A 15,882-nucleotide genomic window follows, 5' to 3' on the forward strand; every position below is an offset into this window, starting at 1 on the left:
ATCGGTTTCGGCGGTGGGACGGCGCGGCCGATCAGCCGACCGATTACACCCTCCTCGCGAGTCGGTTGTAGGGTTCTGCGCAGTCCCGTCACGGCGGGGCGATGCCTCCGTAGCTCAGGGGATAGAGCACTGGTTTCCGGTACCAGGTGCCGCAGGTTCGAATCCTGCCGGAGGCGCCCATCTCGTCGGGTCACGGTCGTGACCTCCCGGTGCCACCAGGACGCCGGCAGTTGCAGCCCGCCCTCCGCCGGCCGGCGGTGAGCCAGCAACCAACGACCGCCGCGAACCGGTTGGTCACTCACCGCGGCGGCGCGGTGCGCCCGCCCGGCTCAGTAGACGATCACCCCGCGCAGGTTCCGGCCGGCGTGCATGTCCTCGTACCCGAGTGCGACCTCGTCGAGCTTGTAGGTGCGGGTCACCAGTTCGTCGAGCTTGAGCCGACCCTCGGCGTAGAGCCGCAGCAGCATGAGGATGTCCGCCTTCGGGTTGGACGCGCCGAAGAGCGAGCCCTGGATGCGCTTCTGGAAGAGCGTGACGTCGGCGAGCGAGATGGGCGCGCCGATCTCCGCGATGTTGCCCAGGCCGGTCACCACGACCGTGCCGGCCTTGCGGATCGCCGCCATCGCCTGGGCGACGTGCTCCCCGGTGGTGACCCCGACCGTCACGATCGCGGAGTCGGCGCCCTGTCCGTTGGTCGCCGACTGGGCGAGCTCGGTCGCCTCCTCCATCGTGGCCACCGCGTGGGTGGCGCCGAGCTCGAGCGACTTCTCGCGCTTGAGCGCGACCGGGTCGACGGCGATCACCATCGAGGCCCCGGCGTGCGCGGCGCCCTGCACCGCGTTGATGCCGATGCCGCCGACGCCCATCACCACGACGACGTCCCCGGGCCGGACGTCGGCCGAGTTCACCGCCGAGCCCCACCCGGTGCCGACGCCGCAGCCGATCAGACACGCCTTGTCCAGCGGGACGTCGTCGGGCACCTTCACCGCGGAGTCGACGGCGACCGTGGTCACCTCGCAGAAGGTCGAGATGCCGCACATCTGGCCGACCGGCTGTCCGTCGTAGGACAGGCGGAAGCTCTCCGGGTCGTCCCACCGGGAGCCGACGAGCAGGGTGGCGCCGAGGTCGCAGAGGTTCTGCATCCCGCGCGAGCACCAGGCGCACCGGCCGCACGACGGCAGGAACGAGAACACCACGTGGTCACCCTCCTGCCAGCCCGGCGTGTGGGGGCCGACCGCGGTCACGACCCCGGCGCCCTCGTGGCCGCCGGCGAACGGGTAGATCCCGACGGGGATGTCGCCGGTCGCGACGTGGTCGTCGGAGTGGCACAGCCCCGAGGCCACCATCCGGACCTGGATCTCATCCTGTCTCGGGGCGTCGACCTCGAGGTCCACGACCTCGTAGGTGCCGGGTGCTTCCTTGATGATCGCGCCGCGTGTGTGCATGAGGTCCTCCCGGATCGGTGTGACGGGCGTCACGTCGATCGTGGCCCTCGGCCGTTGGCGATCGGTTGGTCGTCGGCGTCGCTCAGCAGGCGCCGAGCAGCTCGCGGAGGGCGGCGACCTCGCTGCGGTCGGCGGTGAGCGACCAGGCCGACTTCACCGCGACCCAGCGCACGGCGTACTCGCACTGGTAGGCCCGCCGCGGCCGCCAGGCGGCGGGGTCGTCGTCGGACTTGGCGGCGTTGGCCGGCCCGTCGACCGCCAGCAGCACGGCGAGGTCGTTGGCGTACTCGCGACGCCGGACGTCCGACCACGCCGACGCGCCGGAGCGCCACGCCTCGGCGAGCGGGACGACGTGGTCGATCTGGATCGCCTGCGCCTGCGCCGGCGCCTTGAGGTCGTCGAAGGTGAGCCTGCGGCCGGTGTAGGGATCGAGCCACGAGCCGGCGAGCACGTCGTGGTCGCAGCGGCCCTGCTGAGCGACCGTCACGGTGCCGGGCACGGCGTCGCGCAGCAGTACGTCGTCGCGCTGGTTGCAGCCGTTGCCGTCGGTGTCGGCCCAGGGCGTGCCGAAGGCGGCCCGGTCGTACGTCGGGCCGGCCGGCGACCGCGGACCGACCTCGAGCCGGTCCAGCGCCCGGGTCGCCGCGGTCGGCGAGAGCGTCTCGACGGACGCCGGGCCCGCCGGCGACGTCGCGCCCTCCGTCACCGCGCAGCCCGCGAGCAGCGCGACACCGGCGACGGAGGCGAGGAGCCAGGCGCCGGCGGCCCGGCTCAGCCTCGATCCACCGATTTGCGGCGTCGCGCAGCAGGCGGAAATCGGTGGATCGAGGCTCAGCACCGCTCGATCGTGGCGTCCTGGCGCGCCTCGTTGCCGTAGCGGCGGGCCTGGTCGACGTACGGGAGCACCACGCTGGCGCCGCCCACGTTGCCGATGCTGCCCTGGACGACGCAGCTGGTGATCTTCGACGGCACCACGTGGGCCGTCGCCTGCGCGAGCCGGAACAGCTCGGCCGGCGACAGATCGGTGTGCATGTGCGCCATCACCGAGAGCACGCCGCGCTCGATGAAGCCGGGCACGGCGGCGCGGGCGCGCACCCGGGCCTGGATGCCGCGCAGCACCCGCTGCTGGTTGGCCGAGCGGTCGAAGTCGCCACCGGGCAGGCTCTTGCGGATCCGGGAGAACGCCATCGCGCCGTACCCGTTCAGGTGCACCTGGCCGCTCTTGAAGCCCTTGCGGTTGAGGTTCTCGTCGTAGAAGGGCCGCGGGTTGTGGACCGTGATGCCGCCGATCTCGTTGACCATGTCCTCGAAGTAGGGGAACCGGGTCACGAAGACGTAGTCGGGCTGGATGCCGACGAGGTCGCCCACGGTCCGGCCGAGCAGCTGCGGCCCGCCGTACGCGAGCGCGGCGTTGACCCGGCTGGAGCCGTAGCCCGGGATCGGCACCCACGAGTCGCGCGGGATGCCGATGGCGGTGGCCGCGCCGGTCCTGGTGTTCATGCCCACCAGCTGGAGCGCGTCGCCGCGGGTGCGGGTCATGTCCTCGCCCGGCCGGGCGTCGGAGCCCACGGCCAGGATCCAGACGACCTCGGGGGTGAGGTCGACGCCGTCGGCGCGCTGGACCTTCACCAGCTCGATCTCGGTGCTCTTGACCGCCGAGTCGGGGATCACCAGGGCGGCGACCCCCAGCACGGCGCCGACCGCGACCCAGCGCAGCAGGCGCGGGAACCGCTTCCGCATGTCAGATCGCTCCCTTCGTCACGTCGTAGCCGAAGACCTGCCAGCCCCCGCCCTCCCGGGTGAGGTAGAGCCGGCCGGCGACCTTGACCCGCTCCTGCGTGCCCCCGGTCGTGTCGAACTTGAGGATCACGTGCGCGGTCACCCCGACCGGCTTCCGCTTCACGGCGAGGACGTCGATGCGCAGCGCCCGGCCGACGGGCTCGACGCCGTCGATGTCCGCCCCGAGGTCCTGGTTGCTCATCAGATCGGCGTCGCGCTTCGCCTCGGCCCGGGCGCCGCGGGTGAAGCCCGGCCAGGCGTCGGCGAAGTCGGTGCGCGGGTAGTCTCCCTCGACGTACGCCGCGTCGAGCCAGCCGTCGACGACCGACCGGACGTCGGTGGACAGCCGGTCGCGGGCCGGTCGGCCGAGCGTGCCGGTGACCTTCCCGAAGGACACCTGGGTCTCGACGGCGGGCGGCTCACCCGGGTCGGTCGAGGCGCTCGCGCCGTCGTCCGGACCGGCGCCGGGGTCGTCGTCCCCACCGCTGCATCCGCCCAGGACGAGGGTCGCCACCAGGGCGGTCCCCACCGTCGCGGCGAGCGCACGGGACCCGCGTCGGACTCTCTTGCTCATACCCCGAAGCTCTCCGTTTCCTGTGCCGATCGGGTCGAAGTCTGCAACGCCGACCTGTGGCTCCCGGCACACCACGCCGAATCGCCTTCCGGGCGATCTGCATTTGCTGGTCCGGGGGTCTAGCCTTGACGTCTGACACTCCCCCGCGCACGTACCGGAAGAGGCGAATCAACCCGTGCCGCAGTCCCCTGGTAGTCAGTCCGATCTCGCGACCGCCGACTTCGGCGCCAACGAGTGGCTCGTCGAAGAGATGTACGACCAATATCGACGAGACCCGGACAGCGTTGATCCGACCTGGAAGAAGTACTTCCAGTCCAACGGCAAGGGCGCGGGAGGTGCCAACGGTACGACCCAGGCCCCCCCGGGGAGCAAGTCGGGGTCGCCGGGCACCGCTCGGGCGCCCGAGCCGGCACCGGCCCAGCAGCCGGCCCAGCAGCCGGCGGCGAAGCACGCCGCGGAGCCGGTGCAGGAGCACCGGCCCGACCCGACGCCGACCCCCGCTCCGATCGCCCGGCCGCGGCCGGAGAGCAAGGCCGCCGAGCCGGCCAAGGGCACCAGCAACCCGGTGCCGAAGGAGTCCCGCCCGGCGGCGCCGGCCCCGACCAAGGACGAGCCGACGTACACCGTGCTCCGCGGCGCGCCGGCGCGCACCGTCCAGAACATGGACGTCTCACTCACCGTGCCGACCGCGACCTCGGTGCGCTCGGTGCCGGTCAAGCTGCTGTGGGACAACCGCACCGTCATCAACAACCACCTCGCCCGCGCCCGCGGCGGCAAGGTCTCCTTCACCCACCTGGTCGGCTACGCGCTGGTCAAGGCGCTGAAGACGATGCCGGAGATGAACTCCGGCTACGACGTGGTCGACGGCAAGCCCAACCTGATCACGCCGGCCCACATCAACCTCGGCCTCGCGATCGACGTGAAGAAGTCCGACGGCACGCGCCAGCTGCTGGTGCCGAGCATCAAGGCCGCCGAGACGATGGACTTCGCGGCGTTCTGGACGGCGTACGAGGAGATCGTCCGCAAGACCCGCGACAACAAGCTCACCATCGAGGACTTCCAGGGCACCTCGATCTCGCTGACCAACCCGGGCGGCATCGGCACGGTCCACTCCGTGCCCCGCCTGATGAAGGGCCAGGGCACGATCCTGGGCGTCGGCGCGATGGAGTACCCCGCCGAGTGGCAGGGTGCGTCGGCCGACGCGATCGCCCGCAACGGCATCAGCAAGGTCATGACGCTGACCTCGACGTACGACCACCGGGTCATCCAGGGCGCGCAGTCGGGCGAGTTCCTCAAGCGGATCCACGAGCTGCTGCTCGGCGCCGACGACTTCTACGACGAGATCTTCCGGTCGCTGCGCATCCCCTACCAGCCGATCCGCTGGAACGCCGACATCGCGACCTCGCACGACGACGAGATCTCGAAGCAGGCGCGCATCCTCGAGCTGATCCACGCCTACCGCGTGCGCGGCCACATGATGGCCGACACCGACCCGCTGGAGTACCGCCAGCGGACCCACCCCGACCTCGAGATCGAGTCCCACGGCCTGACCCTGTGGGACCTCGACCGCGAGTTCGCGGCCGGCTCCTTCGGCGGCGAGGGTCGTCGGTTCATGAAGCTGCGCGACGTCCTCGGCATCCTGCGCGACTCCTACTGCCGCACCACCGGCATCGAGTACATGCACATCATGGATCCCGAGCAGCGCCGCTGGATCCAGGAGCGCGTCGAGCAGCCGCACACCAAGCCGCCCCGCGAGGAGCAGCTGCGGATCCTGCTGAAGCTCAACCAGGCCGAGGCGTTCGAGACCTTCCTGCAGACCAAGTTCGTCGGTCAGAAGCGCTTCTCGCTCGAGGGCGGCGAGACCACGATCCCGGTCATCGACGAGATCTGCGAGGCGGCCGCCGAGGCCGGCCTCGACGAGGTCACGATGGGCATGGCCCACCGCGGCCGCCTCAACGTGCTGGCCAACATCGTCGGCAAGAACTACTCCCAGATCTTCCGGGAGTTCGAGGGCAACATCGACCCGCGCACCGTCCAGGGCTCGGGCGACGTGAAGTACCACCTCGGCGCGGAGGGCGCGTTCACCGCCGGCACCGGTGCCCAGATCAAGGTGTCGGTGGCGGCGAACCCGTCGCACCTCGAGGCCGTCGACCCGGTGCTGGAGGGCATCGCCCGGGCCAAGCAGGACGTGCTCGACCGCGGCGCGGCGTACCCCGTGCTGCCGCTTCTGGTGCACGGCGACGCGGCCTTCGCGGGCCAGGGCGTGGTCGCGGAGACGCTGAACCTCTCCCAGCTGCGCGGCTACCGCACCGGCGGCACCATCCACGTGGTGGTCAACAACCAGGTCGGCTTCACCACCTCGCCGGGCTCGTCGCGTTCCTCGCTCTACTGCACCGACGTGGCCCGCATGGTCCAGGCGCCGATCTTCCACGTGAACGGCGACGACCCCGAGGCCTGCATCCGGGCCGCGCGGCTGGCCTTCGAGTACCGCCAGGCGTTCAACAAGGACGTCGTCATCGACCTCGTCTGCTACCGCCGGCGCGGCCACAACGAGGGCGACGACCCGTCGTACACCCAGCCGCTGATGTACGACCTGATCGAGCAGAAGCGCTCGGTGCGCAAGCTCTACACCGAGTCCCTCATCGGTCGTGGCGACATCACGATCGAGGAGGCCGAGCAGGTCCTCCGCGACTACCAGCAGCAGCTGGAGCGGGTGTTCACCGAGGTGCGCGAGGCGACCAGCCAGCCCTCGGAGTGGACCACGGTCCCCGACTACCCGGACAAGCCGACCGGCGAGACCAACACCGCGATCACGCTCGACGTGATGAAGCGGATCGCCGACGCCTACGTCACCCCGCCCGAGGGCTTCACCGTGCACCCGAAGGTGATGCCGCAGCTGCAGCGCCGCGCGGCGGCGATCGCCGACGGCCCGATCGACTGGGGCACCGGCGAGATCCTCGCCTTCGGCTCGCTGCTGATGGAGGGCCGCCCGGTGCGCCTGGCCGGCCAGGACTCGCGCCGCGGCACGTTCGTCTCGCGGTTCGCGACGATCATCGACCGGAAGAACGCCGACGAGTGGACGCCGCTGGCCAGCCTCACCGAGGACCAGGCCAAGTTCTACGTCTACGACTCGCTGCTCTCCGAGTACGCCGCGCTCGGGTTCGAGTACGGCTACTCGGTCGCCCGACCCGAGGCGCTGGTCCTGTGGGAGGCGCAGTTCGGCGACTTCGTCAACGGCGCCCAGACGGTGATCGACGAGTTCATCACCTCCGGCGAGAGCAAGTGGAACCAGCAGTCCGGCGTCGTGCTGCTGCTGCCGCACGGCTACGAGGGCCAGGGCGCCGACCACTCCTCGGCGCGGATCGAGCGGTTCCTGACCATGGCCGCCGACGAGGCGTTCGTGGTGGCCCAGCCGTCGACCCCCGCGTCGTACTTCCACCTGCTGCGCCAGCACTCGCTCGGCGAGGAGCACAAGCCGCTGATCGTCTTCACGCCGAAGTCGATGCTCAAGCGCAAGGAGGCCGCGGCCCGGCCGGAGGACTTCACCGGTGGGTCGTTCCGCCCGTTCCTCGGTGACGAGTCCGCCGACCAGGAGAAGGTCGACACACTGCTGCTCTGCTCGGGGCGGGTCACCTGGGACCTGATGGTCGAGCGGGCCAAGCGCGAGGACGGCGAGCGCTTCGCGATCGCCCGGGTCGAGCAGCTCTACCCGCGTCCGGAGGCCGAGATCCGCGAGGAGATCGCCCGCTACCCGCACCTGCGGACCGTGCGCTGGGTCCAGGACGAGCCGCTGAACATGGGCGCGTGGCCCCACTACGCCGTCAACGTGTGGCCGCACGTCGACGCCCAGGTCGAGGTGGTCTGCCGCCCCGAGTCGTCCTCGCCCGCCGTCGGCACGATCAAGCGGCACGGCGAGGAGCAGAAGGACCTGGTCGCGCGCGCGTTCGCCTGATCTGGTAGTGGTTTCGAGGCTCGGGCCTGGCGGCCCTCGCACCTCAACCACCGTGTCGGTGGTTGAGGTGCGAGCGGAGCGAGCCTCGAAACCACCAGAGGAGGACTGATGTACTTCACCGACCGCGGCATCGAGGAGCTCGAGAAGCGCCGGGGCGACGAGGAGGTCACCCTGGCCTGGCTCGCGGACCGGCTGCAGGAGTTCACCGACACGCACCCGGAGTTCGAGACGGCCGTGGAGCGGTTCGCGACCTGGCTGGCCCGGTTGGACGATCCGGAGGACTGAGCCTGGGCCGGTGCCGGGATACCCGGTGAACCGGGTATCCCGGCACTGTTCAGGTGTTGCAACGGCCGAGAAGTGCCAGCACTGCCTGTGAAGTCCGGTCAGGCCAGCGCGGCGAACCCCCGCTCGACGATCGCCGGCAGCGACCCGCCCTCGTCGACCCAGATCGCCGTCGAGGCGCGGAAGACCGCGAGGCCGGCGGCGGCCAGGGTGCGGGCGGAGGCGTCACCGCCGAGCTCGCGAGCGACGGCCCACTCCCAGGACGCGAACGTGTCGAAGAGTCGGCCCCGGAGCACCGGCGAGGTGGCGGCGGCGCGCTGGCGCAGCTGCACGCGCTCCCGGTCGGACTCGAAGCCGCGAGCGAGCTCGACGACGGCCTCGCGTACGACCTCGAGGGGGCGCAGCGGGCCGCCGGCCAGCTCGCGGATCCGGGCCCGGAGCTGCGCCTGCCGCTCCTCGCGACCCATGTCGAGCACCTCGTCCTTGGTGGCGAAGTAGCGGAAGAACGTCCGGCTCGAGACGCCCGCGTCGGCGGCGATCGCGTCGACGGACGTCTCGTCGTACCCCTCACTCGCGAAGCGGCGCAGCGCGGCGTCCTCGAGCGCGCGCCGGGTACTGGCCTTGTGGGTCTCGCGACGCCCCGCCGGCTCAGTCACCCGCGACCGCCATCCGCCGCTGCGCGCTCCGGTCCGGCCGCGCACCGGGCCGGCCGCTGCGCAGCTCCACCCGCGACAGCGTCCCGGTGAAGGCGAACGGCGGCCGGTAGTCCGAGGTGACCGCGATCCCGCGGTCCCGGCCGACCAGCAGGCCGGCCCCGGAGGTGACGAGGTTCGGGAAGAAGAGCAGCCCGGGCAGCGGCGCCTGCGCGACGTCCGCCCCGTCGACGGCCAGCACCAGCCGGGGCTCGCGCCCGGGCTCGTAGCGCACCGAGAGCACGTGCTCGCCGACCGGCACGGGATCGGGCGCCACCAGCCGAGTCGTGCCGTCGAGCAGTGCGACCGCCGCGGTCAACCGCCCGTCGAGGAGGTACGTCGCCCAGCCACCGTGCCGGTCCCCGATCGCCGTGATGATCCCGTGCGCGCCGCCGGCCGGCAGGTCGACGTACGCCGTGAGCTCGAAGCCGCCCAGCAGCGCCGGCAGCTGGCACTCCTGGACCGGTCCGCCGCCGGGCGCATAGGTGCCGACGGAGGGCGGCGGGAACTCGCCGGGATGCAGGTGCGCCATCGACGCCGGGAACTCGAAGAGCGGCAGCACCTGGTTGCGCCCGGCCTCGGCCCACCACAGCGCCTCCATCCGGCGCACCCGCTCCGGATGCTCCGCCGCGACGTCGCGCGCCTCGGAGAAGTCCTCGGCGAGGTCGAAGAGCGACCACCGGTCGGCGTCGAAGTCCGTGCTGCCCACGAGGTGCGAACGCTCGTCGAACTGGTTAGCGACATGGTCGGTGACCGCCATCCAGCCGTCCTCGTAGATGCCGCGCGAGCCGAACATCTCGAAGTACTGCACGAGCCGGTGCTCGGCGGCCTCCGGTTCCGCGAAGCTCGGGAGCAGCGACCGGCCCTCGACCGGCTGCTGGGTCACCCCGTCGACCGCCTCGGGCGGCTCGATGCCGGCCGCGTCGAGCACCGTGGCGTAGAGGTCGACCGCGTGGCAGAACTGCGGGCGTACGCCGCCGTGCCCGACCAGCCGGTCACCCCAGCGCACCACGAGCGGCGTGCGCACCCCGCCCAGCCAGGCGTACCGCTTCCACAGCCGCAGCGGCGTGTTGCCGGACCAGGCCCAGCCGAACGGGTAGTGGTTGTAGGCGTCAGGGCCGCCGATGTCGTCGATCCGCGCGATCGACTCCTCGACGTCCTCCCCCATCCCGAGCCAGCCGGCGGCCTCGTTGAGCGTGCCGGTCACCCCACCCTCGGCGCTGGCGCCGTTGTCGGAGAGCACCATCACCATGGTGTCGTCGGCGATCCCGCGCTCCTCGAGGGAGGCGAAGAGGCGCCCCAGGTGGTGGTCGGTGTGGGTGACGAAGCCCGCGAAGACCTCCATGTAGCGGGCGAAGAGGCGCCGCTGGTCGTCGGGCAGCGTCTCCCAGTCGGGGATCCACGGCGGCCGCTCGGGCAGCTCGGTGCCTGTCGGCACGATGCCCTCCGCGACCTGCCGCTCGAAGGTGCGCCGGCGCCACGCCTCCCAGCCGTCGTCGAACGCGCCCCGGTAGGGCTCGACCCACTCCTCGGTGACCTGGTGCGGGGCGTGCGCGGCGCCCGGGGCGAAGTAGAGGAAGAACGGCTTGCGCGACTCCGCCTGCTGCTGGTCCTGGATCATCCGGATCGCCTGGTCGACCAGGTCCTCGGTGAGGTGATAGCCCTCCTCCGGGGTGTACGGCGGCTCGACGTGGGTGTTGTCGCGTACCAGCTCGGGTGCCCACTGGCTGGTCTCGGCCCCGAGGAAGCCGTAGTAGCGCTCGAAGCCCTGCCCCAGCGGCCAGCGGTCGAACGGGCCGGCCGCGGAGTACTCGTTCTTCGGGGCGAGATGCCACTTGCCCACCGCCAGTGTGTTGTAGCCGTGGTCCTTGAGCACTCGCGCGAGACCGGCGGCCGAGCGCGGGATCCGCCCGGTGTACCCGGGGAACCCGAGCGCGGCCTCCTGGGTGACGCCCATGCCGACCGCGTGGTGGTTGCGCCCGGTGAGCAGGGCGGCCCGGGTCGCGCTGCAGACCGAGGTGACGTGGAAGCGGTGGTAGCGCAGCCCCTGGGCCGCGAGCCGGTCGATGTTCGGCGTGGCGATGCCCGACCCGAAGCAGCCGAGCTGGGCGAAGCCGACGTCGTCGAGGACGACCATCAGGACGTGCGGGGCGTCGGGCCGCCCCGGGCGCGGGTACGTCGCGAACCGGGGCTCCGAGGTCTCGACACGGGTGGTGATCCGCTGGGTCTCCATGGCCGGGCATTCTGTCACTCGACTGACACTTTCGTCCGTACCCGGAGTACGGCAGGATGCCGCCATGACCGACCACACGACCAGCCCCGCGTGGATCAGCTCCTCCGGACCGGACGGCGACGTCAGCTACCCGCCGGCTCCCTGGGCGATGGTGGGCCAGCTCTGGCTCTCGGTCCTCAAGCTGCGCACGGGCGTCGACGAGCTCCGTCCGGCGGGCGTCTACGGCGTGGCGTTCGTGTCCTACGAGCCCGGCAGCCCGCTGACCTACTCCGAGCTGCTGGTCGCCCGGCTGGTCCCGACCCAGCAGCACGGCAGATGCGTCTCGATCACCGACATCTGGGTCGACTCCCCCGCGTCGGTGGCCGGCGGTCGCGAGCTCTGGGCGATCCCGAAGCAGCTGTGCGACTTCGAGCTCGACACCAGCCATCGCGGTCCGCTGACGTCGACCCACTGGTCGACGTCGCTGGAGCGCCGACCGATCGCGAGCGCATCGTTCACCGACGTCAGCCGCGCGATGGTGCGGATCCCGTTCCGGGGCACCACCTGGCAGCCCGGCATCGGCGACACCGATGGCCAGGACCGCACCGCCGCCCTGCAGGGCTCCTCGAAGGCGCTGCCCTGCCGCGGCCGGTGGGACTTCGCCGCAGACGGCCCGCTCGGCTGGCTGCGCGGCGCCCGCCAGCTCGCGTCGTTCCGGCAGGCCGACTTCCGCATGTGCTTCGGCTGAAGCCGTGCCGCGTCGCATCGAGCCCGAGGCCGACGTCGTACGCCGGATCGGCGCGATCGCGACGCGGCTTCCGGAGGCCCGCGAGGAGGAGGCCTGGACCGGTGTGCGCTGGCGGATCCGGGCGAAGACCTTCGCCCACGTGATGGTCGCGCAGCCCGGCTACGAGTCGGCCTACCGCGACCTTACCGGCGACGACTCGATCCGCACCGTGCTCACCTTCCGCGCGGTCGGCGACGAGCTGCTCGCGCTGACCCACGCGGGGTGGCCGTTCTACCGGCCGCCGTGGTCGCCCACGATCGTCGGCATGGTGCTCGACGACGACACCGACTGGACCGAGGTCGCCGAGCTGGTCACCGAGTCCTATCGCGCCTGCGCCCCGCAGAAGCTGGTGCGGCTGCTCGACACCTGAGCGCGGGACCTCAGTCGCAGCCCCAGCCGTCGCCGTCCGCGTCGAGGCCGTAGATGTCGCTGCCGATGACGCGCACCGGGCCCCGGACATAGGCCGGGCCGTCGCCGCTGCCACCGGCGCAGTCGACGTCGCTGGCGATCGGCACGCACCCGCTGTAGTTGGGGTCGCACCGGCCACCCGGCTGGGGCTGCGGCTTGATCACCTTGGTGCCGTGGAGCACGATCCGGCTGACCGGCTTGCGCTTGACCTTGTCGACGACCAGCTCGCGGTCGACCCAGACGCCGTCCTCGTAGGTGATCCGGAAGACCTTGACGCGCAGGCCCGGGCGGCCCGGCCGCGCGACCTTCGTGACGCCCTTCTTCAGGGTGGCCGTCTTGCGGTGGACCGTCTGGTACCGGAGCTTGATGTTCTTGCGCACGCGCTCGTGCGTGACGACGACCTCCTCGGCCGGATCCGGCGACGGGTCGTCCGTCGCGTAGACCGCACCTACCGCGAGCGTCCCGCCCGCCGCGCCGGTGCCGACCTCGCTCGACTCCCCACAGCCCGCCAGTCCCAGCACCGCCATCGCCAGAGCCGCCACCGCGGCCAGCGTCCGCCCACGTCGCACCGTTGTCTCCCCCGATCGAGTTGCCCTGCGGTCGAGCGCACCGTAGGCAGAAACGGGCAAGCCGGTTGGCAACTTGAGGCAACGTTGAGCCTCAGGTCTAGAGCGCGTCTCCTCATCCGCTTCCGGTTGAGGAGCCGTGCTCTAGCCGGCCGGGCGCACCGTCACGTCGGTGATCGTCGCGTCGCGCGGCAGGTCGACGAGGCGCACGATCGCGTCGGCGACCGTCTCGGGGCGGATCCAGTCGGCGGCGTCGTACTCCCTGCCCTCCTGGGCGTGCACCCGCTCCTGCATCGGCGTGGCGGTGCGGCTCGGGAACACGGTGGAGACGCGCACGCCCGCTGCGGCCTCCTCGGCGCGCAGGGAGTCGGCCAGCGCGCGCAGGCCGTGCTTGGAGGCGGCGTACGCCGACCAGCGCGGACCCGCGGAGAGTCCGGCGGTCGAGTTCACGAACACGACGGTGCCGCGCGCGGCCCGCAGCGCGGGCAGCGCGACGCGGGTGAGGGCGGCCGGGGCGACGAGGTTGACGCGCAGCTGCGATGCCCAGGCCTCGACCGACAGCGACGACACCGGGCCGAGCTCGACGATGCCGGCGGCGTGCACGACGGAGTCGAGCGAGTCCGGGAGCACCAGGGACCCGACCGACTCCGGGAAGGCCAGGTCGGCGACGACCACCTCGGCGCCGTCGTACGACGAGCGCAGTGCCTCGGCCCGCTCCTCCGAGCGCGCCACCAGCACGACCCCGTCTCCCCGGTCGAGGAGCGTGCGCGCGACGAGCGCTCCGATCCCGGAGCCGGCCCCGGTGACGAGATGGGTGGCCATCAGCGGGTGAAGACGATCTTGCCGAACTGCTCACCCTCGAGCATCGCGGCGAAGCCGGCGCGGGCGTCGGCCATCGGCAGCGTCCGGTCGATCAGCGGTCGGGCGCCGGTCGCGTCGAGCATCGACACCAGGCCGGCGAGCTCGTCGCGGGTGCCCATCGTCGAGCCGATCACGCTCAGCTGCAGGAAGAAGATCCGGGTCAGCTCGGCGTCGTCGAGGTTCGGGCCGGAGGTGGTGCCGGAGATGACGATCCGGCCGCCCGGACGCAACGACCGGATCGAGTGCGACCAGGTCGCACGACCGACCGTCTCCATGACCGCGTCGACCTTCACGGGCAGTCGAGCCCCCGACTCGAACGCGTCGTGCGCGCCGAGGTCGAGCGCCCGCTTCCGCTTGGCCTCGTCACGACTCGTGACCAGCACCCGCAACCCGGCCGCTCGGCCGAGCACGATCGCGGCCGTCGCCACCCCGCCACCGGCCCCCTGGATGAGCACGGTCTCGCCGGCCCGCAGCCGGCCGCGGGTGAAGAGCATCCGGTACGCCGTGAGCCAGGCGGTCGGCAGGCAGGCGGCCTCCTCGAACGACAGCGTCGCCGGCTTCGGCACCACGTTGCGGCGCGGCACGGCGACCTTGTCGGCGAAGGTGCCCTGGTAGCGCTCGGACAGCAGGGACCGCTTCGGGTCGAAGGTCTCGTCGCCCGTCCACGACGGATCGCTGATCACCGCGTGCACGACGACCTCGTTGCCGTCCTCGTCGTACCCGGCCGCGTCGCAGCCGAGGATCATCGGCAGCGCCTCCTCGCGCAGCCCGACCCCGCGCAGCGAGAACAGGTCGTGGTGGTTGAGCGCGGCCGCCTTCACGGTGACCGTCGTCCACCCGTCCGGCACGTCGGGGTCGGGCCGCTCCCCCACCTGCAGTGCGGAGAGCGGGTCGTCCTGGGAGAACCGGTCGGCGTAGACGGCGAGCATTCGTCCAACCTATCGGTGGTTTCGAGACGGTTGCTGCGCAACCTCCTCAACCACCGTGCACGGTGGTTGAGGAAGGCGCACTGGCGCCTGTCCTTCGAGACGGTTGCTGCGCAACCTCCTCAGGAACCATCTCGAAACCACCGTCACCGGCGTGCGACACCGTCCCGACGTGCGGCATCCGCCACAGCGGACGCGACCGCCGGGCCGACCCGCGGGTCGAACGGCGAGGGGATCACGTGCTCCTCGGTGAGCTCGTCCCCGACGAGGTCGGCCAGCGCCTGGGCCGCGGCGAGCTTCATGCCCTCGGTGATCGCGGTCGCGTGCACGTCGAACGCGCCCCGGAAGATGCCGGGGAAGGCGAGCACGTTGTTGATCTGGTTCGGGAAGTCCGAGCGGCCGGTGGCGACCACCCGGGCGTGCCGCTGCGCCACCTCGGGGTGCACCTCGGGGGTCGGGTTCGCCAGACCGAAGATGATCGCGTCGGGCGCCATCCGCGCGACGTACTCCTCCGGGACATTCCCGCCCGAGACGCCGATGTAGACGTCGGCGTCGACGAGCACGTCGGCGAGACTGCCCGAGCGCCCGTTCTTGTCCGCGGTCATCTCGGCGAGCTCGCGCTTGACCGGCGTGAGGTCACCGCGTCCGGAGTGCAGCACGCCCGTGCGATCGGTGACCGCGAGGTCCGTGATGCCCGCCTCGATCAGGATCTTCGCGACGGCGACGCCGGCCGCGCCCGCGCCGGAGATCACGACCCGCGTGGCCTCCGGGTCGCGGCCGGTCAGGCGCAGCGCGTTCTGCAGCGCGGCCAACGCGACGACGGCGGTGCCGTGCTGGTCGTCGTGGAAGACCGGGATGTCGAGCCGCTCCTTGAGCCGGTCCTCGATCTCGAAGCAGCGCGGCGCGGAGATGTCCTCGAGGTTGATGCCGCCGAAGCTCGGCGCCAACCGCACGATGGTCTCCACGATCTCGTCGGCGTCGGTGGTCGCGAGGCAGATCGGGACGGCGTCGACGCCCCCGAACTGCTTGAACAGCACCGCCTTCCCCTCCATCACCGGCATCGCGGCCTGCGGGCCGATGTCGCCGAGGCCGAGGACCGCGGTGCCGTCGGTGACGACGGCGACCGTGTTGGGCACCCAGGTGTAGTGCTGCGTCATCGTCGGATCCGCCGCGATCGCCTCGCAGACCCGGGCGACGCCGGGGGTGTAGGCCAGGGACAGGTCGTCGCTCCCCACCAGCGGTGCCGTCGACCGGAGCTCCATCTTCCCGCCTACATGCAGGTCGAAGACGGGGTCTCCGGCGTGCGGGTGAGAAGGAGTGTGAGGGGTCATCACGAGACCTAGCTTTCCAAGACGAGGGCGTACGAACAGGTGGGGTCCGGTTCGACGCGCGGGGTGT

14 protein-coding genes and 1 tRNA gene are annotated in these 15,882 nt (G+C 71.7%); 5 read left to right on the forward strand and 10 right to left on the reverse strand.

All coding sequences use genetic code 11. From position 1 onward, the window contains the following. Positions 1-103 precede the first annotated feature (103 nt). Positions 104-176, forward strand: a tRNA-Arg gene (locus FHU40_RS02775). 153 nt (positions 177-329) lie between these two features. Here FHU40_RS02775 and FHU40_RS02780 read toward each other — a convergent pair. The 4 genes from FHU40_RS02780 to FHU40_RS02795 all read right to left on the reverse strand — a co-directional run bounded on the left by FHU40_RS02780 (position 330) and on the right by FHU40_RS02795 (position 3,798). Next, positions 330-1,445 (reverse strand): NDMA-dependent alcohol dehydrogenase, encoded by a 1,116-nt coding sequence (locus tag FHU40_RS02780; RefSeq protein ID WP_183590753.1) that lies wholly within the window; start codon positions 1,443-1,445, stop codon positions 330-332. Between the two features lie 82 nt (positions 1,446-1,527). After that, positions 1,528-2,283: a GmrSD restriction endonuclease domain-containing protein gene (locus FHU40_RS02785; RefSeq protein ID WP_183590754.1), complete on the reverse strand. Its 756-nt coding sequence runs from the start codon at positions 2,281-2,283 to the stop codon at positions 1,528-1,530. Beyond that, positions 2,277-3,185, reverse strand: coding sequence for an LCP family protein (locus FHU40_RS02790; protein WP_183590755.1), 909 nt, complete (start codon positions 3,183-3,185; stop codon positions 2,277-2,279). Before FHU40_RS02790 ends, FHU40_RS02785 begins: the two co-directional genes overlap by 7 nt. A 1-nt stretch (position 3,186) precedes the next feature. Next, positions 3,187-3,798, reverse strand: a complete 612-nt coding sequence (locus FHU40_RS02795; protein WP_183590756.1) for a hypothetical protein — start codon at positions 3,796-3,798, stop codon at positions 3,187-3,189. A 175-nt stretch (positions 3,799-3,973) separates the two neighbouring features. Here FHU40_RS02795 and FHU40_RS02800 point away from each other — a divergent pair, with 175 nt between their 5' ends. Together FHU40_RS02800 and FHU40_RS02805 are read left to right on the forward strand one after the other, a co-directional pair. Then, entirely contained in the window at positions 3,974-7,750 is a 3,777-nt protein-coding gene (locus tag FHU40_RS02800; RefSeq protein WP_183590757.1) for a multifunctional oxoglutarate decarboxylase/oxoglutarate dehydrogenase thiamine pyrophosphate-binding subunit/dihydrolipoyllysine-residue succinyltransferase subunit, read from the forward strand. A 108-nt stretch (positions 7,751-7,858) separates the two neighbouring features. Further along, positions 7,859-8,035, forward strand: a complete 177-nt coding sequence (locus FHU40_RS02805) for a DUF6104 family protein (RefSeq protein WP_011755196.1) — start codon at positions 7,859-7,861, stop codon at positions 8,033-8,035. Positions 8,036-8,133: 98 nt separating this feature from the next. On the opposite strand, the gene FHU40_RS02810 is transcribed toward FHU40_RS02805, so the two are convergent. Next, positions 8,134-8,688 (reverse strand): TetR family transcriptional regulator, encoded by a 555-nt coding sequence (locus tag FHU40_RS02810; protein WP_183590758.1) that lies wholly within the window; start codon positions 8,686-8,688, stop codon positions 8,134-8,136. Continuing rightward, on the reverse strand, positions 8,681-10,957 hold the full coding sequence (locus FHU40_RS02815; RefSeq protein WP_183590759.1) for an arylsulfatase: 2,277 nt from the start codon (positions 10,955-10,957) through the stop codon (positions 8,681-8,683). Before FHU40_RS02815 ends, FHU40_RS02810 begins: the two co-directional genes overlap by 8 nt. A gap of 64 nt (positions 10,958-11,021) precedes the next feature. Between FHU40_RS02815 and FHU40_RS27940 the strand changes: the two genes are divergently transcribed. Beyond that, on the forward strand, positions 11,022-11,684 hold the full coding sequence (locus FHU40_RS27940; RefSeq protein ID WP_246389919.1) for an acetoacetate decarboxylase family protein: 663 nt from the start codon (positions 11,022-11,024) through the stop codon (positions 11,682-11,684). Positions 11,685-11,688: 4 nt separating this feature from the next. Then, positions 11,689-12,093 (forward strand): MmcQ/YjbR family DNA-binding protein, encoded by a 405-nt coding sequence (locus FHU40_RS27945; protein WP_343057691.1) that lies wholly within the window; start codon positions 11,689-11,691, stop codon positions 12,091-12,093. Between the two features lie 10 nt (positions 12,094-12,103). Here FHU40_RS27945 and FHU40_RS02825 read toward each other — a convergent pair whose 3' ends face one another. From FHU40_RS02825 to FHU40_RS02840, 4 genes are all read right to left on the reverse strand, one after another. Next, the gene (locus tag FHU40_RS02825) at positions 12,104-12,700 is read right to left on the reverse strand and encodes a G5 domain-containing protein (protein ID WP_221199488.1); all 597 of its coding nucleotides are present in this window, start codon (positions 12,698-12,700) and stop codon (positions 12,104-12,106) included. 141 nt (positions 12,701-12,841) lie between these two features. After that, complete coding sequence (locus FHU40_RS02830) at positions 12,842-13,519, reverse strand: SDR family oxidoreductase (protein ID WP_183590761.1); 678 nt, start codon at positions 13,517-13,519, stop codon at positions 12,842-12,844. Continuing rightward, entirely contained in the window at positions 13,519-14,487 is a 969-nt protein-coding gene (locus tag FHU40_RS02835) for a zinc-binding dehydrogenase (RefSeq protein WP_183590762.1), read from the reverse strand. Before FHU40_RS02835 ends, FHU40_RS02830 begins: the two co-directional genes overlap by 1 nt. Positions 14,488-14,630: 143 nt before the next feature. After that, entirely contained in the window at positions 14,631-15,746 is a 1,116-nt protein-coding gene (locus tag FHU40_RS02840; protein ID WP_246389920.1) for an NAD(P)-dependent malic enzyme, read from the reverse strand. Between the last annotated feature and the right edge of the window lie 136 nt (positions 15,747-15,882).

Origin of the sequence: Nocardioides soli (genome assembly GCF_014191495.1) — a bacterium.
GTDB classification, from domain to species: Bacteria; Actinomycetota; Actinomycetes; order Propionibacteriales; family Nocardioidaceae; genus Nocardioides; species Nocardioides soli.